This window comes from Streptomyces sp. NPDC006365 (assembly GCF_042870755.1).
GTDB classification, from domain to species: Bacteria; Actinomycetota; Actinomycetes; order Streptomycetales; family Streptomycetaceae; genus Streptomyces; species Streptomyces xiangluensis.
Map to the genome: position 1 here is coordinate 156,352 of NZ_JBIAHS010000004.1, position 21,766 is coordinate 178,117.

23 protein-coding genes are annotated in these 21,766 nt (G+C 70.4%); 13 read left to right on the plus strand and 10 right to left on the minus strand.

Annotation, left to right across the window (positions count from 1 at the left end; translation table 11 throughout):
* Window positions 1-67 precede the first annotated feature (67 nt).
* From ACFYO0_RS13800 to ACFYO0_RS13810, 3 genes are all read left to right on the plus strand, one after another.
* Complete coding sequence (locus tag ACFYO0_RS13800) at window positions 68-553, plus strand: cation:proton antiporter regulatory subunit (RefSeq protein ID WP_388674541.1); 486 nt, start codon at window positions 68-70, stop codon at window positions 551-553.
* Window positions 554-560: 7 nt separating this feature from the next.
* Complete coding sequence (locus tag ACFYO0_RS13805; protein WP_388674543.1) at window positions 561-1,796, plus strand: cation:proton antiporter; 1,236 nt, start codon at window positions 561-563, stop codon at window positions 1,794-1,796.
* Between the two features lie 156 nt (window positions 1,797-1,952).
* Window positions 1,953-2,963 (plus strand): FkbM family methyltransferase, encoded by a 1,011-nt coding sequence (locus tag ACFYO0_RS13810; RefSeq protein WP_388674545.1) that lies wholly within the window; start codon window positions 1,953-1,955, stop codon window positions 2,961-2,963.
* A 394-nt stretch (window positions 2,964-3,357) separates the two neighbouring features.
* Here ACFYO0_RS13810 and ACFYO0_RS13815 read toward each other — a convergent pair whose 3' ends face one another.
* The gene (locus ACFYO0_RS13815; protein WP_388674547.1) at window positions 3,358-4,245 is read right to left on the minus strand and encodes a class I SAM-dependent methyltransferase; all 888 of its coding nucleotides are present in this window, start codon (window positions 4,243-4,245) and stop codon (window positions 3,358-3,360) included.
* A gap of 97 nt (window positions 4,246-4,342) precedes the next feature.
* Entirely contained in the window at window positions 4,343-4,918 is a 576-nt protein-coding gene (locus tag ACFYO0_RS13820) for a helix-turn-helix domain-containing protein (RefSeq protein ID WP_388674549.1), read from the minus strand.
* A 160-nt stretch (window positions 4,919-5,078) separates the two neighbouring features.
* Here ACFYO0_RS13820 and ACFYO0_RS13825 point away from each other — a divergent pair, with 160 nt between their 5' ends.
* Window positions 5,079-6,023, plus strand: a complete 945-nt coding sequence (locus tag ACFYO0_RS13825; protein ID WP_388674551.1) for a C45 family autoproteolytic acyltransferase/hydolase — start codon at window positions 5,079-5,081, stop codon at window positions 6,021-6,023.
* A gap of 189 nt (window positions 6,024-6,212) precedes the next feature.
* The gene (locus ACFYO0_RS13830) at window positions 6,213-6,665 is read left to right on the plus strand and encodes a luciferase family protein (protein WP_388674553.1); all 453 of its coding nucleotides are present in this window, start codon (window positions 6,213-6,215) and stop codon (window positions 6,663-6,665) included.
* Between the two features lie 24 nt (window positions 6,666-6,689).
* On the opposite strand, the gene ACFYO0_RS13835 is transcribed toward ACFYO0_RS13830, so the two are convergent.
* The 4 genes from ACFYO0_RS13835 to ACFYO0_RS13850 all read right to left on the minus strand — a co-directional run bounded on the left by ACFYO0_RS13835 (window position 6,690) and on the right by ACFYO0_RS13850 (window position 9,805).
* A complete protein-coding gene (locus ACFYO0_RS13835; RefSeq protein ID WP_388674555.1) occupies window positions 6,690-7,415 on the minus strand; it encodes a L,D-transpeptidase in 726 nt (241 codons plus the stop codon).
* Complete coding sequence (locus tag ACFYO0_RS13840; RefSeq protein WP_388674557.1) at window positions 7,405-7,914, minus strand: SigE family RNA polymerase sigma factor; 510 nt, start codon at window positions 7,912-7,914, stop codon at window positions 7,405-7,407. The genes ACFYO0_RS13835 and ACFYO0_RS13840 overlap by 11 nt, the downstream gene beginning before the upstream one ends.
* A gap of 137 nt (window positions 7,915-8,051) precedes the next feature.
* Complete coding sequence (locus ACFYO0_RS13845; protein ID WP_388674559.1) at window positions 8,052-8,819, minus strand: TIGR03943 family putative permease subunit; 768 nt, start codon at window positions 8,817-8,819, stop codon at window positions 8,052-8,054.
* A complete protein-coding gene (locus tag ACFYO0_RS13850; protein WP_388675434.1) occupies window positions 8,816-9,805 on the minus strand; it encodes a permease in 990 nt (329 codons plus the stop codon). Before ACFYO0_RS13850 ends, ACFYO0_RS13845 begins: the two co-directional genes overlap by 4 nt.
* Before the next feature lie 237 nt (window positions 9,806-10,042).
* On the opposite strand from ACFYO0_RS13850, the gene ACFYO0_RS13855 reads away from it, so the two are divergent.
* Window positions 10,043-10,609: an SMI1/KNR4 family protein gene (locus ACFYO0_RS13855; protein WP_388674561.1), complete on the plus strand. Its 567-nt coding sequence runs from the start codon at window positions 10,043-10,045 to the stop codon at window positions 10,607-10,609.
* Between the two features lie 38 nt (window positions 10,610-10,647).
* Here the strand turns inward: ACFYO0_RS13855 and ACFYO0_RS13860 are convergent, their stop codons facing one another.
* On the minus strand, window positions 10,648-11,991 hold the full coding sequence (locus tag ACFYO0_RS13860) for a helix-turn-helix domain-containing protein (RefSeq protein ID WP_388674563.1): 1,344 nt from the start codon (window positions 11,989-11,991) through the stop codon (window positions 10,648-10,650).
* A gap of 199 nt (window positions 11,992-12,190) precedes the next feature.
* Here ACFYO0_RS13860 and ACFYO0_RS13865 point away from each other — a divergent pair, with 199 nt between their 5' ends.
* The 5 genes from ACFYO0_RS13865 to ACFYO0_RS13885 all read left to right on the plus strand — a co-directional run bounded on the left by ACFYO0_RS13865 (window position 12,191) and on the right by ACFYO0_RS13885 (window position 16,600).
* On the plus strand, window positions 12,191-12,337 hold the full coding sequence (locus ACFYO0_RS13865) for a hypothetical protein (RefSeq protein WP_386342401.1): 147 nt from the start codon (window positions 12,191-12,193) through the stop codon (window positions 12,335-12,337).
* Between the two features lie 118 nt (window positions 12,338-12,455).
* On the plus strand, window positions 12,456-13,070 hold the full coding sequence (locus tag ACFYO0_RS13870) for a dihydrofolate reductase family protein (protein ID WP_388674565.1): 615 nt from the start codon (window positions 12,456-12,458) through the stop codon (window positions 13,068-13,070).
* 393 nt (window positions 13,071-13,463) lie between these two features.
* Window positions 13,464-14,708, plus strand: a complete 1,245-nt coding sequence (locus ACFYO0_RS13875; RefSeq protein ID WP_388674567.1) for an amidohydrolase — start codon at window positions 13,464-13,466, stop codon at window positions 14,706-14,708.
* A 21-nt stretch (window positions 14,709-14,729) separates the two neighbouring features.
* Window positions 14,730-15,479, plus strand: a complete 750-nt coding sequence (locus tag ACFYO0_RS13880; protein WP_388674569.1) for a hypothetical protein — start codon at window positions 14,730-14,732, stop codon at window positions 15,477-15,479.
* Between the two features lie 119 nt (window positions 15,480-15,598).
* Complete coding sequence (locus ACFYO0_RS13885) at window positions 15,599-16,600, plus strand: NAD-dependent epimerase/dehydratase family protein (protein ID WP_388674571.1); 1,002 nt, start codon at window positions 15,599-15,601, stop codon at window positions 16,598-16,600.
* 23 nt (window positions 16,601-16,623) lie between these two features.
* Here ACFYO0_RS13885 and ACFYO0_RS13890 read toward each other — a convergent pair whose 3' ends face one another.
* Window positions 16,624-17,898 carry a hypothetical protein gene (locus ACFYO0_RS13890; RefSeq protein WP_388675436.1) on the minus strand — a complete coding sequence of 425 codons (1,275 nt, stop codon included), beginning with the start codon at window positions 17,896-17,898 and terminating at the stop codon, window positions 16,624-16,626.
* A 247-nt stretch (window positions 17,899-18,145) separates the two neighbouring features.
* Between ACFYO0_RS13890 and ACFYO0_RS13895 the strand changes: the two genes are divergently transcribed.
* Window positions 18,146-18,895 (plus strand): response regulator transcription factor, encoded by a 750-nt coding sequence (locus ACFYO0_RS13895; RefSeq protein ID WP_388674573.1) that lies wholly within the window; start codon window positions 18,146-18,148, stop codon window positions 18,893-18,895.
* A gap of 146 nt (window positions 18,896-19,041) precedes the next feature.
* Complete coding sequence (locus ACFYO0_RS13900) at window positions 19,042-19,656, plus strand: hypothetical protein (protein ID WP_388674575.1); 615 nt, start codon at window positions 19,042-19,044, stop codon at window positions 19,654-19,656.
* Between the two features lie 192 nt (window positions 19,657-19,848).
* On the opposite strand, the gene ACFYO0_RS13905 is transcribed toward ACFYO0_RS13900, so the two are convergent.
* Complete coding sequence (locus tag ACFYO0_RS13905; RefSeq protein WP_388674577.1) at window positions 19,849-20,961, minus strand: sensor histidine kinase; 1,113 nt, start codon at window positions 20,959-20,961, stop codon at window positions 19,849-19,851.
* 23 nt (window positions 20,962-20,984) lie between these two features.
* Window positions 20,985-21,749, minus strand: a complete 765-nt coding sequence (locus tag ACFYO0_RS13910) for a response regulator transcription factor (protein WP_388674579.1) — start codon at window positions 21,747-21,749, stop codon at window positions 20,985-20,987.
* Window positions 21,750-21,766 lie beyond the last annotated feature (17 nt).

The window sequence follows — 21,766 nt, forward strand, 5'->3', positions numbered from 1 at the left end:
ACGGTGCGTATGTGGGGCGGAGACAGCCCCGTGGACACGTACGTGTGGACCGGACAGGGGATCAGCCATGAGCACACCACGCCTGAGCAGTACGCCGTTGCCGGGGATCGGGGTGCGCTACGACATGACGACACGCGAGCGGCGCCGCCTCTCGGTGGTCGCGCACCGCGACGGCGACCGGACGTTCAGCGCCTACCGCACGGACGACCCGGACGCCTGCTCGCTGTCCGTTCATCTGACGCCGAAGGAGGCGGCGGCCCTCGTCGACGCCCTACTGCCCACGCATCACAGTCCGAATCTGCTGTCCACCACCGAGCTCGGCCTGGTGGCCGAACGCCTTGAACTGTCCGGCACCTCGTACTGGAACGGACGGCATCTCGGCGAGACCCGGATGCGTACGGAGACCGGCGCCTCCATCGTCGCCGTGCTGCGCCGGGCGGAGGCGATCCCGTCACCCCCGCCGGACTTCCGACTGGCCGGCGGGGACACCCTCATCGTGATCGGCACCCGCGAGGGCGTGGAGACGGCCGCGACGATCCTCGGACGGGAGTGAACCGGCAGTGCACAGCTCCGCGGTCTTTCTGATCGAGTTCGGCGCCATCATCCTCGGCCTGGGGTTGCTGGGCCGCCTCGCCGGGCGGTTCTCGTTCTCGCCCATCCCGCTGTACCTGCTCGCCGGACTCGCCTTCGGGAAGGGCGGGTTGCTGCCGCTGGGCACCAGCGAGGAGTTCGTGGCGATCGGCGCCGAGATCGGGGTCGTACTGCTGCTGCTCATGCTGGGGCTCGAGTACACGGCGAGCGATCTGGTCTCGAACCTCAAGACCCAGTACCCGGCGGGCCTGGTCGACGCCGTCCTGAACGCCCTGCCCGGTGCGGCCATGGCGCTGCTGCTCGGCTGGGGTCCGGTGGCCGCCGTGGTCCTGGCCGGAGTCACCTGGATCTCCTCCTCCGGAGTCATCGCCAAGGTCCTCGGCGATCTGGGGCGGCTGGGCAACCGCGAGACTCCCGTGATCCTCAGCATCCTGGTGCTCGAAGACCTGTCGATGGCCGTCTATCTGCCGATCATCACCGCCCTGCTGGCGGGCGCGGGCCTCGCCTCGGGCAGTGTCACGCTGGCCATCGCGCTCGGTGCGGCGGCGCTCGTCCTGGTGGTCGCGGTGCGGTACGGCCGCCTCATCTCCCGTTTCGTCTCCAGCGACGACCCCGAGAAGCTGCTCCTGGTCGTACTCGGCCTGACCCTGCTGGTCGCCGGGCTGGCCCAGCAGCTCCAGGTCTCGGCGGCGGTGGGCGCGTTCCTCGTCGGCATCGCGCTGTCCGGGGAGGTGGCGGAGGGCGCGCACAATCTGCTCTCCCCGCTCCGGGACCTGTTCGCCGCCGTGTTCTTCGTCTTCTTCGGCCTGCACACCGACCCGGCCAGCATTCCGCCGGTACTGCTGCCCGCGCTCGCTCTGGCCCTGGTCACCGCCGTCACGAAGATCGCCACGGGTTACTGGGCCGCCGGACGGGCCGGGATCTCGACCAAGGGTCGCTGGCGGGCGGGCGGCACGCTGGTGGCGCGCGGCGAGTTCTCGATCGTGATCGCCGGCCTCGCGGTCACGGCGGGCATCGAACCGTCCCTCGGACCGCTGGCCACGGCGTACGTCCTGATCCTGGTCGTACTCGGTCCGCTGACGGCTCGCTTCACGGAGCCGCTGGGCACGCGTTTGACCGCGGCTGTCCGTCGCCGTCGGCCGGCGGTGACGCCGCCCGAGGCGGAGGGGGCGCGCGAGCCGGCGGGACAGGGGCCGAGGGCTTGAGGGTGTGGGGAGTGGGCATGCGGGTGTCAGGGCGTGAGCACTCTGTGTGAGCGCTTGCCGGGGTTCGCCTCCGACACCGCGTGAACAGAAAGTTACTTGAACAGGAAGTTATGCGATCGCTTCAACGAACGGCTGCTCGCATGTAAAGGTGTCCGGATGCAGACCCTTTACAGGCGACTACTCAAGCTGCTTCCCAAGCTCGGGGTGCAGGTACTCGATCTTGGTCCGGGAGAGGCGTTGGTCTCCCGGCGGCGCGGGCGTGCCCGGACCTCACTGGAGCCGGGGGCGGATCTGCTGGGCCGCCGAAGCAGCGGTTACGCGGTGACGCCCGTGGGCGCGGACGCGTGGCTGGTGGCCCGCGGTCGCACGGAGGGGTCCAAGGCCAAGCCGAAGACGGCGAAATGGAAGAGCGTCGCGCTCGGGCAGACCGGGGCGCATCTGTTGCTCGACCCGGCTGCGTCGAAGGGCGACGAACGCGTCCTCCAGCTGGCTGCCGCCGATTACCTGTGCGCCCACCATGTGAACGGGCTGCTGGACAAGTACCAGGTGAACTGCGTCTTCGACGTGGGCGCCAACGCCGGCCAGTACGGCAGCCGCCTGCGCCGCCACGGCTACACCGGCCGCATCGTCTCCTTCGAGCCGACCGCCGAGCACTTCGCCAAGCTGCAGAAGAAGGCGGAGAACGACCCGGACTGGCACGTCTACAACTGCGGCCTCGGCCGTGAAGAAGCCACCATGGAGATCCACGCCAACTGGAACTCCATGAACTCCCTTCTCCCGCCCACCGAGTACGGCAAGGGCCGCTACAAGCGGTTCGCCAAGTCGACCATGGAGCAGATCGAGATCCGTCGCCTGGACGAGGTGATGGACGAGGCGCTGGACGGCCTCACCGATCCGCGGCCCTACCTGAAGATGGACACCCAGGGCTACGACCTGGAGGTCTTCGCGGGCGCCGGCAAGCGCATCGACGACTTCGTCGGCATGCAGTCGGAGGTCGCCCTCCTCCGGCTGTACGAGGGCAGCCCGCAAATGCACGAGGCTGTCGCGGTGTACGAGGAGGCGGGCTTCGAGATCACGGGCATGTACCCGGTGACCCGGGAACCGGCTACGGGGCGGGTTGTGGAGTTCGACTGCGTGATGGTCCGCGCGGCTGCCTCCGGCGGTTGAGCGCGGTTGGGTTCGTTTTCGGGTGCGGGTTGTGTGTGGCTGGTCGCGCAGTTCCCCGCGCCCCTTGGGCGCGTGGGGGGTCGGGGCCGTGGGCCGGTGCGTCAGCCCGTCGCAGGCCGGGCATACGCCCCTGGCCTGGTACAAGGTCCTGGTTCTCCGAGACAGACCCAAGCGACGGGCATACGACGCACCGGCCCACGTACCCTCCCGCCGGTGGGAAGCTGCGGGTGCGTGGTGGCTGGCGGCTCCGGGAGCGCCCCGTTAGGGGCGCGGGGCTGTGACATAAGCGGCTCCGCCGCGGGGCGCGACAAGCCACAACGCACCCGCACCCGCATCCGCATCCGCACCCGCACCCGCCCACGAACCAAACGAACCACCCTCGTAGGCGCCCCGCTCAACCGCCGGAGGCGCGCCGCGCTGCCCACATCATGCGCTCCGTGCGCACAGTCAGGTCGCCCCGGCGCAGGATGCTGTGAGGGCCCTCGGTGTCGAGCAGCCGGTCGAGGGCCGCGAGGTCCTCGGCAGCCAGCGTCTGGGCGACACCGCTGCGCAGGCGGCGCAGGCTGGTCAGTGCGTAGCGGCCGACCGCGTCGGTGTGGGGTGGGCCGATGTTCACGGTGACCGTGCGTTCGGCCTCGACGATGAAGCCGGTGGCGGCGAGCTTGGCTCCCCAGTCCGCGCCGCGGTGCGGCACTCGTTCGGAATGGTGCCTCGCAAGCGCGGCGTGGCAGCGTTCCTCGAGACCGGGACGCTCTTCGGGGGCGTCTTCTGGCAGGAACCTGGGGAAGCCGGCCAGTTCGACGACGGCGAACAGCCCGCCCGGCGCAAGCATGTTGCGGACCTGGCGCAGGGCGCGGCCGGGATCGGCCATGTGGTGCATGGAGGCTGACGCCCAGACCAGCTCGGGCGTGCCGAGGTCGGGCCAGGTCGCGTCGAGGTCGGCCTGGACGGTGTGCACCCGGTCGGCCAGGCCTTCTGTCGTGGCCTTCTCGAGCAGGCGGTGCAGGTGGCCGGCCGAGGTGTCGACGGCGGTCACCTCGGCATGGGGGAACCGCTTGAGCAGTGCGAAGGTGCCGGTTCCGGTCCCACAGCCCAGATCCACGATGTGACGCGGGTCGGCTCCGACGGGCAGCCAAGCGGTGATGGAGGCGATGTGCTCGGCGAGTACCTCGGCGTCCAGATCGAGGATCTCCGCCTGGCCGTCTTCGTTGTGGTCCGCTCCCTGCTGGTGGGCGGCGTGCCCTGCGTGGTCGTGCGATGCGCGCTGGGATGTGTGAGTCATGCCGACGACGCTAAGAGGATCACGGGTGCGTGGCGCGGCCGCTTCCCGAAAGAGCAAGACGATGGCCACTTGGCCTGCCGACTGCGCAAGAAACCCGTCAATCAGTGCCCTCGTTGCGCAGGTGGCCGCGCCGGGCGTCACGGTCGAAGATGCCCAGGACCTCGCACGGCCCGCCCTCGGCGCCGATGGCGTGCGGGAGCATCGTCGGGAACTCGGCGGCCTGGTTGGTCTCCACGCGAAAGCGCCGGTTGCCAAGGAGCAGGACGGCGGTGCCGGAGAGGACGACGAGCCATTCACGGCCGGGGTGGGCGCGCATACGCGAGGGGCTGTCGGGCGGCGGGTCTGTCATGCGCTGACGTATGACGGTCATGCCCGGGTCCGCACGGACGGGCCACTGCATCCGCTGGTGGGTCGCGTCGATCATCGGGCTGGAGATGACGTCGGCGGCGGCGGTCTCGACCAGCTGGTCGAGCGAGGTGTCCAGGGCGCGGGCGAGGGTGACGAGCTGATCCAGCGCGAGGCGGCGCCGACCGTTCTCGATGCGGCTGAGCGTGGACGGGCTGAGCCGGGCGCGGGTGGCCAGTTCGTCGAGGGACCAGCCCTGTGCCAGGCGCAGTGCGCGGATCCGTTTGCGTACGAGGCTGTCGAGTTCGCCGTGATCGTCTTGCGCCATGAGCAACACTGTATGCCCTATACGCAAGGCGCGGGCCCGGCCACCCCCAGACCGCGACCGGACCGGAACCCTGGTGAATTCGCCCTGAATTTCGATAAGTTGACCGCACTTCACCCCACGCCACGCCACCCCGCCCCACCCCACGAGGGAGTCCGCAGCCGTGCCCCAGCAGCAGAAGACCTTTCGCGCCATGGATATCGGTGACGGCACCAACGGAACCTGGGCCGCCCATACGCAGACCCTGTGGCCGGCCGCGGACGGGTGGCTGACCGAGGAGAGCAGGACCCCGCAGGGAGCGGCCCGCGCGCGGGAGTTGTTCGAGGCCCATATGCCGGAACTGGTACCGGTACTCGACCGGCTGGCAGCCCGACTCGACCGCCCCGGAGGCGAAACCTTCCTCACCCTCGCCGGCATACGGCCGTTCTTCGCGGGCTGCAGCCAGATCGGAGCCGGCGGCACCCTGCTGCGCAACTACGACTTCGACCCTGCCGACTGCGAAGGCACCATCGTCTCCTCGCACTTCCTCCGGCCCGTGATCGGGATGCAGGACGCCGGCTGGGGCCTGCTGGACGGTATGAACGACGCCGGGCTCGCCGTCTCGCTCACCTTCGGGGGGCGTTTCGTGCATGGCCCCGGCTTCGCCATCCTCATCGTGCTGCGTTATCTCCTGGAGACCTGCGAGACGGTCGACGAGGCCGTGGACAGGCTGCGCTCGATACCGATCGCCATCCCCCAGAACGTCACCCTCGTCGACGCCGACCGCGCCATGACGGTGTATGTCGGCCCCGACATCCCCCTCACCGAGGCCCCGGACGCCTGCGCCACCAACCACCAGCACTTGCCGGTCCCCGATGAGCAGGAACAGCAGAGCCGGACCCAAGAGCGCCTGGCCACGGTCCGGGCGGCGGGCCCGGACCTCCCGGCGCTGCTGAAGCCACCGCTGTACAACTCCGCGTACGACACGGGCATGGGCACCGTCTACACCGCCCACTACCGCCCCACCGAGGGCCAGGTCACCTACCACTGGCCCACCGAGACCTGGGACCAGTCCTTCGCCGACTTCACTCCGGGCACGCGCACGGTGACCATGGGACGGGCGGAGTAGACGGGCGGAGTAGACGGGCGGTCCCGGAACTGTCGGGAGCGGAGCGGTCAGGACGCCCGCGCCGTCGGGACAGTTGGTCTCCGTCCGCCGGGTGATCGATCCGGCACATGATCGGCCCGCCGGCTGAGCGGCCGAACCACCGGAAGCCGGGGGTAGTCATCCAGGTGACGTGTGCGCAAGGATGTGGTTATGACCGCGGCCCATCGCGCCATGGCTCTCCTGGAGAGCTGGCCGAACCTGGTAAGTGGCCCGCCCAAGTGCGCCGTTGGGCATGCCTTCGCTTCGGCGGGACACGAGATCGTCCATTTCCACACCGCTGATTCCGCCGACCTCCACCTCACCTGCACGGCGGTCGAACGTCTGCTCCCCCAGCTCCGCCACAGCAGCGCCATCCGTGTACGCCCCGGCGCGTCCTGGATCACCGTCCTCCTCGACTGCGACGCGGACATAGAACTCCTGTTGGGCCTCGTGAGCGTCGCACTGAAGGAACACAGCGACGAGCACGGCGAGGATCCGCGGCTCCGCCTGTCCCCGCCCTGCGACTGGGAACGCCCCGCGGAACTGCCGCCGGTCCCCGCCTCACGTCCGGGAGCGGCCCGCCGTATGGTCGACCGGCTCATCCCCCACGGGCACGGGCACTGAGGTACGTACTGACACAGGCATTCCTCACGGCGCCGTACCGGCCGGCCCCGTCCGCACCGGAGTCGGCGCCGCAGGGGCCGACGTCGTGGGCGCCGCCCCCACCACCGCCACCACCGCACCCGGATCAAGCCGCCGGTACAACCATTCCGCGTCGCTGCGGCGCAGCCCGATCCACCCCGTGGTGCTGTCGTAGTTGCCGGGCGCCTTCTCGTCCACGGTGAAGGCGACGATGTAGTTCGTACGGTTCTGGGGGGTGCGCAGCCGGATCACCCACGGCGCCTTCGTCTCGTACCGTCGCCCGAGTCCGAGCGTGTCGGTGGGCAGGACTGCGACCTCGTACTTGCCGGTGACCGTCATACGGCCCGTCGGCGTCGGCGTCCTGGCCGCCCCCGCGGAGATGGGCAGGACGCGCCCCCCGACGACCAGTTCACGCCGGGAGAGGTTGACGGTCGCGGCGGGCACCGAGGCGGCGGCGGACGACGGCCCCGGCGCCTTGAGCGTGGCGGCGGGCGGACTGGAGTGGCCCTCCTTTCCGCCGATGAACGCCATGCTCAGGACCACCGATACGGCCGCCACCGCACTGGCGCCGACCGTGGCCAGGGAAGCGTGACGGCGGTGTCGGCGGCGCACGGCACGACGGCGTATCTCGGCCCCCGGGACGGGGGGCGGGCTCTCGTGATCGTCGGCCCACTCGTGGAGAGCGAGAGCCAGTTTGCGGTGGGACTCGGCGGGCCGGGGCTCATCGGACACGGTCGTCCTCCCTCTCAGCCAGTTCGTCGGCCTCGCTCAGCCACCGCGCCAGCGCCGCGCGGCCACGGGCCAGCCGGGCCTTGACCGTGCCCACGGGCGCACCGGTTTCGGAGGCTACCTGTTCGACACTGAGGTCGCACAGATGGTGAAGTACGACGGCTCGGCGCTGCGCCTCGGGCAGCTCCCGCAATGCCTGGACCAGCGCGGTGCGTTCGGGCCCCGGCTCCGGCATGTGCTCCGGCGGCGCAGTGCGGCGCACCAGTTCCAGCCAACGCCTCGCCCGCCGCCAGCGGCTCACCGCGAGCCGCATCGCGACGGTACGGATCCACGCCTCGGGAGCCCCTTCGGCCAGGAACTCCCGCCGCCGGTCCCAGGCACGTACGAACGCCTCCTGGACGACGTCCTGCGCCTCGCCGTGGTCCCCGGTGAAGGCATAGAGCTGGCCAGTCAGCCGCGGGAACGCGGCGGCGTAGAACGCGTCGAACTCTTCCTCGGTCATGCCCCCGCCGGAGTCTGCGGGACGCCGTGCAGCCCGGTCGTCTCTGCCGCGTGTACGGGTCCCTGGGTCGGGTGTACGGGTCCCTGGGTCGCATACATCGAAGCACAACACAGGAGTTGACCGAGGGGCAGCCGGGATCAGCGCTTCTCGTACGGGTTCGACGGCTGGTCGACGCGTTCCACGGACGTGGCGTTCAGGACCGGGCGAGCCTCGTCCGAACCGGGGCTGCCGGTGCGGTGCCAGGTGCCGGTGACGGTGACCCAGGTGTCGCGGGCGGGCGCCTCGGCACCGCGCACCTGGACCTTCAGGGGCTGGGCGTCGGCGGCGCAGCAGTTGACGAAGAGGCGGGCGACGTACCATGCGCCGTCGTCGTCCTTCGTCACGAAGCCGGTCAGCCGGAGGGTGCGTCCCTTCATGGAGGCGCCGCTGTCCCACTGCGCGCGCGACGCGAACGCGTTCAGCGTGAGCTCGACCGGGTCCCCCACCGGGAGCTTCGGAAAGGTCCCGACGCCCTGTGCCGCGACCTTCGCCTCCTCGCGCTCGGCGCTGTACGAGCCGAGGGCGGGCGGCGGGTAGAGGAGGAGGGCGAGGGCGGGTGCGGCGAGGAGCCAGGCGATACGGGGGCTGCGGGCGTGATCGTGACCGTGATCGTGACGGTCCTCGTGCCCGTGGTCGCCGCCCCGGTGGTCGCCGTCACCGTCGCCATGATCACGACTGCCACCGTCACCGTTTCCACGCCTGACGAGGCCCAGTACTCCGAGCACGAGCAGCAGCCCCCCGGAGATAATCAGATACGGCCGCAGTCCCTCCTTCACATACCGCAGATACAGCTCGCTGAAGAGGGACACCCTCAGCAGCGCCGCCCCGCACAGAAGCAGCAGCACCCCCTGCGTACGGAACCTCATAGCAGCCACCACCCCACACCCACACTGCTCGCCACGGCCACGACCCATGTCACGGACGAGAACCGGATGGCGAAGGCCCGCCCGAAGGTCCCCGCCTGGAGGGCGAACAGCTTCAGATCGACCATCGGCCCGACGACCATGAACGCGAGCCGCGCGGTGGGCGAGAACCCGGTCAGCGAGGCCGCGACGAAGGCGTCGGCCTCGCTGCAGACGCACAGCACGACGGCGAGTACGGCGAGCAGCAGCACCGACAGCCAGGGCGAGCCGGTGAAGACGTCCAGCACGGAGCGCGGCACGAGGATGTTGAAGGTCGCCGCGGCAGCCGCGCCCAGGACGAGGAAGCCGCCCGCGTGCAGAAAGTCGTGCTGCAGCCCGTCCCGGAACCCGCGCCACCCGGTAGGGGACGCCCCCTTCCCGCTCGTACGCCGCCGGGGCAGCCACTCCTCCTTCCCGAACCGGATCCACAGCCAGCCCATCACCACGGCGGTGGCGAGCGAGGCGACGAGCCGGGCGCCGACCATGGCCGGGTTCCCGGGGAAGGCGATGGAGGTGGCGACGAGCACGACCGGATTGATGGCGGGCGCGGACAGCAGAAAGGCCAGCGCGGCGGCGGGCGCGACACCGCGCCGCATCAAGCTGTCGGCCACCGGCACGGAAGCGCACTCGCACCCGGGGAGCACCACCCCGGCCGCCCCCGCGACGGGCACGGCGAGCGCCGGTTTCCTGGGCAGTACGCGGCTGAAGACCCGCTCCGGCACGAACGCCCCGATCGCCGCGGACACCGCCGTACCCAGCAACAGGAAAGGCATCCCCTGCACGGCGATGGCCGTGAAGACGGTCCACCAGGCCCCCATGGCAGGCGTAGCGAGATCGAGCGCGAACATCGGCCCGAGCACGGACCCGACGGTGACGATCGCGACGAGGGCAATACCCCCGACGACGAGAGACACGACCCCCCGCGCAACAAGCCGCGCCCCGTCCCCCAGACTCCCTCGCTCCTCCACGCCCCTTGCTTCCCGCCTCACCCGGTCGTACGCCCGTACATCCGTACGTCCGGGCAGATTAACCGGTTTTTGTGCGGGGTCCTCCCTCGCCCGAACCCGACGGTGACGGGCCGTGCTCCGTCCGCCGGCCCAGGGCGAAGCCGAAAGCTCAAGATCCCCCGAGCCGTGGGCTCTTGCAGGGCCTGGACTGGGGCGTGTGTCGCCGCGATGCTGTCGGGCATGACGGTTGAGGGGGCTTGGGAGCGGATCGAGGCGTGGCTTCGGAGTAATGCTCCGGCCAGCTATGCGTCGCTTCCGGAGGCGGCCGACCCGGTGGCGATCCGGGCCGCGGAGGACGCGCTCGGCTTTCCCCTCCCCGAGGAACTGGTCACTTTGTTGTCGCGACACGACGGGGGCGGGGAGTTCGTGCTGCCGGTCGCGCATCGGCTCAGTGGTGTGCGGATGATCGGTGACGAGTATCCGCGTAGCCGGGAAATCTTCTCCTCCTGGGATCCCGGCTGGGTTCCGTTCGCCTATGACGAGTGCGGGAACAGCCTGTTCGTCAGTCGGCGCGACGACGAGACCTTCCGTCGGGTGGGGGTCTATGAGAAGGACGGCGGTGGGTCGTTCGGTCGGCATCCCGCGTTCACGTCGGTCACGGCGTTGCTGGAGTGCGTCGCCCAAGCCCTGGACGACGGGATCCTTGATATCTGGGGGGAATGGGAGCCAGTCGCGGACGATGAAGGGTTTCTGGACTGGCGCGAGCCGGAAGCGGACGGCGAAGTCATCCGGACATGGAGGAAATGAACCGCAGGCACGGCTTCTGAAGCGGCGTCTCGCGGCCCTCACAGTGGCGGGTGGGCCGGTGACGGACCGAGCGTCGTGGTCCCCGGCGCGGTCTGGTGGCCCAGACCCGTCCGGTACGCGTCCAGCGCCGCCTCCACCCGGCCCGTACGCCGGAACAGGTCACCCAGCAGCCGGCACAGGTCGGCCAGGTCGCCCGCCGCGCCCGCCCTCTCCAACAGGCTCAGCGCGCGCACGTAGTGCTCCTCGGCCGTCTCGGTGTCGCGGGCGTCCTCGGCGATGATCCCCAGCAGGCGATGGGCCGCCGCGGAGTGCACGACGCCCCGTTCCGAACTCAGATCCCCCAGCACCTCACGGAGCAGCTCCGCCGCCTCCTCCGACTTGCCGCGCCGGTGCAGGACGTCGGCCAGCTCCACCGCCACCTGGCTGGTGTAGAGCGTCGCGCGCTTGGCGGCGAGCATCGCCCGGGCCTCGCGCAACTCGCTCTCGGCGCGGTCCAGTCGGCCGTTCTGGGCGTACACGTAGCCGCGCATCCAGTGGCAGTTGGCGAGTTCCGTACGGATCTGAAGCTGGCGGTACAGTTCCGCCGCCTTCCCCAGGGACGCGTCCGCCTCCGCGGTCCGGCCCTCGGCGAGCAGCGTACGGGCGACCGAGCGGTGCATACGGGCCAGCAGTGCCGGATCCTGCACCTGCGGGGCCAGCGCGAGGGCGAACTCCGCGGCCTGGGCGGCGCGTGCGTGGGCGCCCATGTCCATGTACGGGGCGATCACGCTCGCGTAGAGGAGGACCAGGGCACCGGGGTCGTGCAGGCCGGTGCGGTTGAGTTCGTCCAGGGTGGACTCCAGGAGGTAGCAGGCGTAACGGAGTTCGCCCGCCAGGTAGTGGGCGACCGCGCGTCCTCGCAGGGCGGGCACCCGGATCGGTAACGGCGCGTCCGCGAGCCGTTTCTCCGCCTGCTCGAACCGGAGCCGCCCGACGACCAGGTCGCCGGACTCCAGGGCGCATTCGCCGAGCCCCAGCAGCGCGGCGGCGCACTCGGCGTCGAGCCCGTGCGCCTGTGCCTCCTCCAGCAGCGCCGCGTACTGCTCGGCCGCGGCCTCCGCCTCACCGGTGGCGAGGGTGCGCTGCGCGTCGGTGAGCCGCAGCCGCAGGTTCGTGGCGAGGTGGGCGGGCCGGCCGGTGGCCAGTTCCTCGTAGGCGACGTCGAGCCGGGCGGCGATGTGCCGCAACGCCTCCTCCGAGGGCCGTACGCGCCCCGCCTCCAGCGTGGAGATATAGGCCGGCGTGTACGCCCCTTCCGCCAACTGTTTCTGTGTCAGCCCACGTTCGGTACGCAGCTGCTGGACTCGGCGCCCGATGATTCCCGGGTCGTCACGCTCGGCCATGGGCCAAGCATGCCAGTAAGTCGACTTACCTCTACTGGCAAGGCAACTTCCGCTCACAACAAGCCAGTTAATGCTCACGAGAAGCGGGCAGGAGAATCCCGGCACCTCTTGCCTCTCGACCCGTTCCGCTCTACGTTAAGCGGCGCGTTAAACCTACGATTGCCCCCACTTAACGCACTGAAGATGCGAGGTTGTCGCCGTGTTCCGACGCATGTCCACGCGCTATGTCTCGGCGCTCCACGTCACGGCCCGCCATGTCTCGGTCCGCTACCTCACGGCCCTGTGCGCCGCGGTTGTCGCCTGCGCGGCCTTGATCACCGCGGGGGCGGCGGGGCCGCATCACTGACGGTTCTCGAACCGATCGGTTCGGACCGGTGAGTTTCCGCGCGGCATACGGTCTGAAGGAGAGGGTGCGGATTGCGTCCCCTGCCGAATACCGAATACCGAAGCGGGAGTGATGCGTGATGAGACTGGTGCTGCAGGAGTTCCTGTCGCTGGACGGCGTCTCCCAGGGCCCCGGCGCCCCGGACGAGGACACGAGCGACGGATTCACGCAGGGCGGCTGGTTCGTGCCGCATCTGGACGAGGCGTTCGAACGGCTGGCCGGCACGTGGCTGGAACGGGCGGACGCGTTCCTCTTCGGCCGCCGTACCTACCTGAACTTCGCACGGGACTGGCCGAAGATGACCGAGCACCCGTCCGCCGCCATCCTGAACGGTCTGCCGAAGTACGTCGCCTCCCACAGCCTCACCCGAGCCGACTGGAACCCCACCACGATCCTGTCGGGCGACATCCCAGCCCAGGTCGCCGAACTGAAGCAGCAGCCCGGCCGCGAGCTCCAGATTCACGGCAGCGCCCGCCTCGGCCAGTCGCTCCTGGCCGCCGGCCTGATCGACGAGCTGCGCCTCGCGATCGCCCCGGTCGTCGTGGGCACCGGCCGCCGCCTGTTCCCGGACGGCGGCGCCCCGGCGGGCCTGCGGCTCCTGAGCAACGAGACGACACCGGGCGGACTGACGATCGTCGTCTACGAATCGACGGGGCTTCCGGAGTACGGGACGTACGGGGCCGCTGAGGGGTAAGGCCGCCGAGGGGTAAGGCCGCCGAGGGCCGCCTACAGCGAGGTGACGAAGGCGCCGGCGTGAGCAGATTCCCGGACTGATCGACGCGGCGGGCCTCGCGTTCACGGAGCTGATCGCGAACGTCGTACGGCACGTACCGGGGCGCCGCTGCTCACTGCTGATGCTGCGACGCCCGGAGGGGGTGCGGGTGGAGGTGACGGGCGCCTGCACCTCGCCGCCGTTGTCCACAGCTGTGGACGAACTGGCGGAGGGCGGCCGGGCCTGCTGATCATCGAGGCGGTCGCGGACCGCTGGGGCTGGGAGCCGCTGACCGGCGGCCGTACCGGCAAGACCGTGTGGTTCGAGCGCGACGCCAAGGCGCAGACGTGAGGACATGACCGTACGCTGCACTTCGTGACCTCTGCCGCCGCCCGCACCGCGCTGGACCTCACTGCCGACCTCCCGCTCCCCGCGCTTGAGGCCTTCTACCGCGACCTGCACCGCCACCCGGAGCTGTCCCTCGCCGAGCACCGCACGGCGGGGCGGCTCGCGGAGCGGCTGCGGGCGGCCGGGTACGAGACGGCCGAGGGCGTAGGCGGTACGGGCGTGGTGGGCCTGCTGCGCAATGGCGACGGCCCGACCGTCCTCCTTCGCGGCGACATGGACGCGCTGCCGGTCGCCGAGGAGACCGGGCTGCCGTACGCCTCCCAGGCGCCCGGCGTCATGCACGCCTGCGGGCACGACCTGCACGTCACCTGGCTGGCGGGCGCCGCGTCCGCGCTGGCCGAGGGGCGGGACACCTGGTCCGGCACGCTGCTCGTGGTGGGCCAGCCCGCCGAGGAGACCGGCGAGGGGGCGGCGGCGATGATCGGGGACGGGCTGTACGAACGTTTCCCGCGCCCCGACGTCCTGCTCGCCCAGCACGCGACGCCCGGTCCGGCCGGGCTGTACGCGCACTCGCCCGGCCTGATCATGTCCGCCGCGACGGACGTCGACATCGTCGTGCACGGGGTGGGCGGCCACGGGTCCCGTCCCGAGGCGACGGTCGACCCGGTGGTGACGGCCGCGTACATCGTGACCCGTCTCCAGACCGTCGTATCAAGGGAGGTGGCGGCCCGCGAGTCCGCCGTCCTGACGGTCGGCCGCATCGAGGCGGGCACCCGGCACAACATCATCCCGTCCGAGGCCCACATCGCCCTCAACCTCCGCACCCAGTCCGCCGCCGTACGCGACCGGATGCTCGCCTCGATCCGCCGCATCGCGCTGGGCGAGTGCGCGGCGGCGGGCTGCCCGAGCGAACCCACGGTCACGGTCGGCAGCAGCTTCCCGGTCACGGTGAACGACCTGGAAACCGACCGCCGCATCGCCACCGTCCACGGCGAGGTCTTCGGCGCGGAAACGATCCTCGACTTCGGCCCCGTCATGGGCAGCGAGGACTTCCCTGTCCTCGCCGACGGCGGCCTTCCGTACGCGTACTGGTTCGTGACGAGCACCCCCACCGACGTATGGAACGCGGCAGCCACGGCCGGCGACCTGATGCAACAACTCGCGGCGGTGCCCAGCAACCACAGCCCACACTTCGCACCCGACCTGGCGACGGTGGGGCCGGGGGTACGGACACTGGTGTCGGGGGCGCTGGAGATGCTGGCGGGGCGGTGACTCGGGTGAGAGGAACGACCGGTGAAGGAATCCCAGTTCTGGGCCACCATCGACGAACTGGAAGGATGCGCCGACGAAGCCTCTGTCCATGAACTCCATGAACTCCTCATGGGAGAGGACGACGAGGATGTCGCCGCGTTTCAACGACATCTTGTGAGACACCTTTCCGAACTCCGCCGGCGGGCAGAAGAAGCCGGTTATCCCCTGGGTGAAGCGGAAGCTTGCGCGGTGGTGGCCGCCGGGAGGGGTGTGTACACACGCATTCTGAGTGAGCCGGAAAAGTTCCACGAAGGCGAGTGGGACTGCGAAGAGGCAATTCTTCTTGAGCAGACGGCACCCGAGGTGCTTGAGTTCCTCCAGGGGCTTCCTGAACTCCCCGAGGGGACAGGCTGGCTGGGTGTCAGCTTCGGATCGGACTTCACCGTCCCGCCCGTCTATGAGAAATCGGTCGAGCGACTCATAGATCTCATCGAGGATTCTCCGGAGTGGTCCCGTTGGTGGGAAGCAGCTGAATCTCCCAGGCTGCTCGTCATCCTTGAGCTGATGAAGTCGGCGGAACTGCGTGAGCCTCCGAGGCTGCGCCGCAGACTCGGTTTCGTGGAGTTCAGCATGAGCGTCGACCCGCAGCGCATCCGCCGGCTGCGCCTGCCCGGCAAGGCCGAGCAAGCAGCTGAAATAGCCAGTGACGATCTCGCGACCTGCCTGAAGCACGTATCTGACGCGCTTTCTCTGGGAGCGATTCCGTCGTTTCCACGGACTGCCGAACGCTGACCTTGCTTCGTCCACGGTGATCGCCTGCGTCGGCCGCGGGCACCGCGCGCTTCTTACGGAGGGGTGACATGCCGGGCACGGAAGCGCCGTTCGGTGGGGCGCGGGCCTAGCGTTCTCGTATGCGAGTACTGGTCACCGGCGGAGCCGGGTTCATCGGATCGGCGGTTGTGGCGGCGCTTCGGGCGCGGGGGCATGAGGGGGTCGTCTACGACCTCGTGTCCGGGGGCGATGTGCGGGACCGGGACGCCGTGGGGCGGGCGCTCGACGGGGTGGATGCCGTGTGTCATCAAGCCGCCATGGTGGGGCTGGGGAAGGGGTTCGAGGATGCGGCCGCGTATGTGAGCAGCAATGATCTCGGGACCGCCGTGTTGTTGTCGGCCATGGCGGACGCGAGGGTGCGGGGGCTGGTGCTCGCCGGGTCGATGGTCGTTTATGGGGAGGGGCGGTACGAGTGCGGGCGGCATGGGGTGGTGCGGCCGGGGCCTCGGGATGTCGCCGATCTGGATGCGGGACGGTTCGAGCCCAACTGTCCTGAGTGTGGAGACGAGTTGGCGCCGGGGCTCGTTCGTGAGGACGCTCCCGTCGATCCTCGGAACGTGTACGCCACGACCAAGCTCGCCCAGGAGCATCTGGCTTCCTCCTGGGCCCGTGCGGTGGGCGGGCGGACGGTTTCGCTTCGGTACCACAACGTGTACGGGCCGGGGATGCCGCGTGACACTCCGTACGCCGGGGTCGCCTCCTTCTTCCGTTCCGCGCTGGCGCGCGGGGAGTCGCCCAGGGTCTTCGAGGACGGCGGACAGCGGCGGGACTTCGTGCATGTGCGTGATGTGGCTCTCGCCAATGTCCTGGCTCTGGAGGCCCTTTCGGACGCCGCCCCCTTCACTGCCTACAACGTGGGGAGCGGCGATCCGCACACCGTGGGTGAGCTGGCCGATGCACTGGCCGCCGCCCATGGCGGGCCCGCGCCCGTCGTCACCGGGGAGTACCGGCTCGGCGACGTACGGCACATCACGGCGGATTCGGCGCGGGTGCGGGGGGAGTTGGGGTGGAAGCCGGAGGTCGGTTTCGAGGAGGGGGTCCGGGAGTTCGCCACGGCGGCGGGGCTGAGGGATCCCGTCTGACGGGGTAACGACCGGGTCGTTCGTCAGCCCACCTGCTGCGTCGCCCTCAACTGCTCCAGGCGCTGGTGTACGTGCTGGAGCGCGCCCTTGCGGCGGCCCGGTACGCGGGCGCGCAACTCGGCGAGAGCGGCGCCGAGTTCGCGGGCCCGGGCCGCTTCGGCGATACGGCCCCACTGGTGGTGGGCCCGGTCGACGGCCGCCTCGACACCGGATGCGTCCGGGGACTGCCCCGCACCGAGCCGGGCATCGGCCACGGCCAGCCAGGTCCGGCAGCTGCGCACGGCGTCCCCGGCGAACATGGCCAAGTCGGCTCGTACTTCCATCCAGTGCACGACCTCGTCCGAACCGGGCCCATACGTACGCAGCGCGTCCTGCTCCCAGCGCGCGGCCATCCCGTCGGCGTCACCGTGCCGCCCGGCCTCCACGGCGGAGGCGATCTCGGTGTGGGGGTCGGAGGGGGCGGGGGGTACGGAGGGTACGGAGGGTACGGGCGCCTCCGGCAGCGGGGCGGCGGGGGCGAAGGCCACGGATGCCGCGAATGCCTCCGACGGCGCGGCGGGGATGAAGGGCGCGGGCGCCTCGGGCGGTGAGCCGGCGGGGATGAAGGGCGTGGGAACGGCGGGGGTGGGCGCGAAGGGCGCGGACCCCTCGGACGCCCCCGACGCCACCGCCAGCACGAGGTCCCGCCGCACCGCATCCGGTTCCTCCCCCGACACCCGCGTCAGCGCCTGCTGGTGCAACTGGCCCGGCTCCGGACGGTGACCGCTGCGCAGGATCGTCGCGACGGACTTCATGTACGTCGGCATCGCGAGCGTCCGCCGGGGCGGGGGCGGGGCGACCCGGCCGTACAGCCGGATTCCCGGCCCGACGCCGAGCGGTTGCGTGACCAGGTGCTGCCAGGTCTCCGCGTCGGCGTGCAGGTCGACGAACACCGTCGTACCCCCGGGCGCGCGCAGCCGCAGCTCCTCGCGGATCCAGTGCCAGGGGAAGCCGGTGTAGCGGACGGTCGACGGGGTCGTACGGGCCAGAGCCAGGTGCGGAAGCCGTTGGCGGCGGTCGAGTTGGAGCTGGCCGGTGACGAAGACCGTCAGCGGGCCGGGGGCCGTCGCGGCGGCTCGCAGGCGGGTCAGGACGGCCTGCGGCTCCAAGGGGTCGGCGAGTTCGACGACGTTCGCGGTGTCCGTGCCGGAGAGCACCGCGGGCGACACCGCCGCGAGCACGGGCAGCACCGACGCCGCGTCCACCAGAGACCCCTTGCCCACCGGCGCAGCCGCTAGCAGCAGCACGGTCCCAGGCATCGTTCCGGCCCCCTCTCCATCGATCAGCACGTCAGCACCGTAACCGCTGCGCGTGCAAAGCGGGGACAGAGGGAGCCATGAGGATGTCTGGGCCGTGGGGAAGGCAACGGCCGTGCCACGACAGCGGATTCGAGCAAGCGGACGAAGCCGCTGACCCTACCTGTGGGTACGTGTGACCATGGGGACGCCTGTGAAACCTGAAGCATCACGGTCGGCAGAAGTACCAAGGCCAGCAAAGGAACAGGACATGACCCACCCTGTCCCCAACTCCCCCACAACCGCTGTCTCCTCGCCCTCCTCGCCACCCGCCCCCTCGGGCGCCGCCGCCCATCTCCTCGTGGTGGACGACGACGTCGGCGTCCGCGATGTGCTCACCATGGCCCTGGAACTCCTCGGCTTCGAGGTGACCTGCGCCGCCACCGGCCACCAGGCCCTGCGCCTCGTCACACGGCGCGCTCCCGATCTGGTCCTGCTCGACGTCAACCTCCCCGACGTCGACGGCTTCGAGGTCTGCCGGACCCTGCGCGAACGGGACCTCACCATGCCCGTGCTGTTCCTCTCCGGACGCAGCGCGGTCGACGACCGGGTACGCGGACTCGACCTGGGCGGCGACGACTTCATCACCAAGCCGTTCGAGCTGAAGGAGGTGGCGGCTCGCATCCGCGCCCTGCTGCGCCGCACTGCCGAAGCGCCCATGCGGCGCCGCTGTCTGAGCGTCGGTCATGTGCAACTCGATCCCGACGCACACCAGGTGTGGGCGGCCGGGCGCCCGGTCCGGCTCACTCCCACCGAATTCGCCCTGCTGCGCTACCTGATGGAGAACTCCGGCCGGGTGCTGACCCGCTCCCAGATACAGGAGCGCGTCTGGAACCACCGCGACGAGAGCTCCGGAATCGTGGACACCTGCGTCTACTACCTGCGCCGCAAGCTCGGCGACCAGGGCCAGTCACTCATCCGTACCGTCCGCGGTGTGGGCTACCGGCTGTCCGCGGCCTGACCGCCGAAGTCCGCGTCGCGCCGCAACCTTCATCAAATCCTTATCCCGTACGGAGCGGTTCCGGATCCGCGCTCGCTTCACTGGGACCTCGGCCTCTGCTCGGGGCTGCCTCCTTTCTTTCCCACCCCCACAGGGAGCACAGCAGCATGTCTTCCGTACGGAAAAAAGTCGCGGCCGTCCTCGGGTCCGCGATCACCCTGGCCGCCCTCGTCGTGGCCACCCCCGGCACCGCCATGGCCGACCACGAGGAGCAGCCGACCGTCGCGCAGCTCCTCGAGCAGTGCAACAACGGCACGGACCGGTGCGAGTTCCACGTCGAGTCGGTCGAGAAGTACCTCGGCCCGGAGCAGCGGGTCACCTCCGACGCGTACAACTGCACGAGCGTCAACCAGAACATATCCAAGACATGGTCGGACACCACGACGACCGGTACCTCGACGACCCAGACCATAGAGTTCGGCGGGGCCTTCGAGGCCTTCACCGCCGGGTTCAGCAGCGCCACCGGGAAGACCTGGGAGCAGTCCCACACCGAGACGCACACCGAGAGCCTGTGGATCGGCCCGCACAAGAAGGGCTGGCTCACCCACCGGGCGCACAAGGTCAAGTCGCACGGCTACTACCAGCTCAACTTCGGCGACCGCTACTACGGCCACTACATCTGGTACGTCAACAACGTGACGATGACCGGCATCGACCCCGACAACACGTACGGCGAGAGCCCTGTGTTCCGCGAGGCGGAGACAGGCCCCGGCGACTGCTGAGCACGCGGGCGATTTGACATGGCCCCGCGCCCCGTCAGGGGCGCGGGGCTGTATCGATGCGCGGCTCCGCCGCGATGGGGGTTCCCCCGCTCATGGGAGTCCCCGCTCGAGCGGAGCCGAGAGTGCGGGAGAAGCCGAGAGTGGGGACCGACCAGCCACCCACCACCCGCAGCCTGCGAACGACCCGCGCTCTTACGCATCAACGGTCGGCAATGTCACCTCGAAACGACAGCCCCCCGACACATTTCGTACGATCGCCCGGCCCTGGTGGGCCTCCACGATCCCGCGCACGATCGCGAGGCCAAGCCCCGCTCCGGCCGGAGGCGTCCGCGCATGGGTCCCCCGCCACCCCGTATCGAAGACGCGTGGCAGGTCCTCCTCAGGAATCCCCCCGCACCCATCCGTCACCGACAACACAACCCCCTCCGGGGACCGGTGCGCGGAAACGGCCACCGTCCCATCCGACGGCGTCCGCCGAATCGCGTTGACCAGCAGATTCCCGAGTACGCGACTCATCTCCTTGCCATCGACCTCCACCGGCACCGGATCGATCCCGGCCCCCACCAGCCGCACGCCGTGCTCACGGGCAAGCGCGTGCGCCCCCGCGAGCGCATCCCCGACCAGGTCGTACACCGACATCCGTGACGGGCTCAGCGCCAGCGCGCCCGCATGGATGCGGGAGAGCTCGAAGAGGTCGCCGACCATGTCGTTGAGCCGCTCGACCTCCGTACGGATCTGCCGCAGATAGCGTTCTGGCTCCGCCGCGACCCCGTCCTCCAGCGCCTCCGACATCGCGCGCAGTCCGGCCAGCGGGGTGCGCAGGTCGTGCGAGATCCAGGCGACGAGTTCGCGCCTGGAGGCCTCCAGGGCGCGTTCGCGGTCCCGGGACTCGTGGAGCTTCGCGCTGGTGGCCGCCAGCTCCCGGCTCAGTGCGTCGAGTTCGGCGGTCGCGTGCCCTGCGGGCGCGGCGAAGTCACCGCCGTCGCCGAAGGAGCGGGCGGCGAGCGTGAGAGCCCGGCTGCGGGCGACCACCCAGCGGCCCAGAAGCATCGCCGTCGCCAGGGAGACCACGGCCGCCATCGCGACGACCGTCGTCACGACGGTGAGGTCGTGATCGTTCAGGAACATCGCCTGCGCCACTGCCAGTGTTCCGGCGAGCATCGCGGTCACGGCGACGGCGGTGACCACGGACAGCGAGACGGTCAGGGACCGCCGCCGGACGAGCCACAGCGTGAGCGCCCCGAACAGCCCGGCGGCCGCCGCTCCGAGGAAGGCGAAGAAAGCGATGAGGAGTATGTCCTGCATGGGGGGTATCTCCTCCATGGCCATCAGCCCTCCCCGCCGTCGGAAGCACTGGCCGGGTCAGCGCCGGCCGCGTCAGCACCGGCCGCGTCGAAGCGGTACCCCACCCCCCACACCGTCTGGATCAGCTCGGGCCGCGCCGGGTCGGTCTCGATCTTGGCGCGGAGGCGGCGGACGTGGACGGTGACCGTGGAGAGGTCGCCGAAGTCCCAGCCCCAGACCTCCCGCATCAGCTCCTCACGGCTGTACGCGTGACCGGGGTGCCGCAGGAAGAAGGCGAGGAGGTCGAACTCGCGGACGGTGAGGGCCAGTTCCGTACTGTCCTTGGTGGCGCGGCGGCCCTCCGCGTCCACACTGAGGCCGGCCGCTCGCAGCAGCCCGCGCGGCTCGGCGGACGGCCTGCTGCGGCGCAGTACGGACTCCACACGCAGGACCAGCTCGCGAGGGCTGAACGGCTTGGTGACGTAGTCGTCGGCGCCCACCTCCAGGCCGAGGATCCGGTCGTCCTCGTCGCCTCGGGCGGTCAGCATGATCACGGGTACGGGCCCCCGCCCGCGCATCCGGCGGCACACCTCCAGGCCGTCCATGCCGGGCAGCATGAGGTCCAGTACGACCAGGTCAGGCCAGTGCGCGGTGGCCTGCGCGAGCGCGGCGGGGCCGTCGACGGCCCGGTCCACGACGTATCCGGCGCGGTCGAGGTAGCCCGAGACGATCTCGGCGACGGTGGGGTCGTCGTCGACGACGAGGACTCGGGTGCCGGAGGTGCTGTCGTACGGCTGCGGCTGGTGCATGACGTCAGGGTCGCACC

Bases quoted from the DNA above. Each gene is read 5' to 3' on its own strand.
- ACFYO0_RS13800 (WP_388674541.1), top strand. From the start codon at position 68: ATGAGCACACCACGCCTGAGCAGTACGCCGTTGCCGGGGATCGGGGTG.
- ACFYO0_RS13810 (WP_388674545.1), top strand. From the start codon at position 1,953: ATGCAGACCCTTTACAGGCGACTACTCAAGCTGCTTCCCAAGCTCGGG.
- ACFYO0_RS13815 (WP_388674547.1), bottom strand. From the start codon at position 4,245: ATGACTCACACATCCCAGCGCGCATCGCACGACCACGCAGGGCACGCC.
- ACFYO0_RS13820 (WP_388674549.1), bottom strand. From the start codon at position 4,918: ATGGCGCAAGACGATCACGGCGAACTCGACAGCCTCGTACGCAAACGG.
- ACFYO0_RS13830 (WP_388674553.1), top strand. From the start codon at position 6,213: ATGACCGCGGCCCATCGCGCCATGGCTCTCCTGGAGAGCTGGCCGAAC.
- ACFYO0_RS13840 (WP_388674557.1), bottom strand. From the start codon at position 7,914: ATGACCGAGGAAGAGTTCGACGCGTTCTACGCCGCCGCGTTCCCGCGG.
- ACFYO0_RS13845 (WP_388674559.1), bottom strand. From the start codon at position 8,819: ATGAGGTTCCGTACGCAGGGGGTGCTGCTGCTTCTGTGCGGGGCGGCG.
- ACFYO0_RS13855 (WP_388674561.1), top strand. From the start codon at position 10,043: ATGACGGTTGAGGGGGCTTGGGAGCGGATCGAGGCGTGGCTTCGGAGT.
- ACFYO0_RS13860 (WP_388674563.1), bottom strand. From the start codon at position 11,991: ATGGCCGAGCGTGACGACCCGGGAATCATCGGGCGCCGAGTCCAGCAG.
- ACFYO0_RS13870 (WP_388674565.1), top strand. From the start codon at position 12,456: ATGAGACTGGTGCTGCAGGAGTTCCTGTCGCTGGACGGCGTCTCCCAG.
- ACFYO0_RS13885 (WP_388674571.1), top strand. From the start codon at position 15,599: ATGCGAGTACTGGTCACCGGCGGAGCCGGGTTCATCGGATCGGCGGTT.
- ACFYO0_RS13890 (WP_388675436.1), bottom strand. From the start codon at position 17,898: ATGCCTGGGACCGTGCTGCTGCTAGCGGCTGCGCCGGTGGGCAAGGGG.
- ACFYO0_RS13895 (WP_388674573.1), top strand. From the start codon at position 18,146: ATGACCCACCCTGTCCCCAACTCCCCCACAACCGCTGTCTCCTCGCCC.
- ACFYO0_RS13900 (WP_388674575.1), top strand. From the start codon at position 19,042: ATGTCTTCCGTACGGAAAAAAGTCGCGGCCGTCCTCGGGTCCGCGATC.
- ACFYO0_RS13905 (WP_388674577.1), bottom strand. From the start codon at position 20,961: ATGCAGGACATACTCCTCATCGCTTTCTTCGCCTTCCTCGGAGCGGCG.
- ACFYO0_RS13910 (WP_388674579.1), bottom strand. From the start codon at position 21,749: ATGCACCAGCCGCAGCCGTACGACAGCACCTCCGGCACCCGAGTCCTC.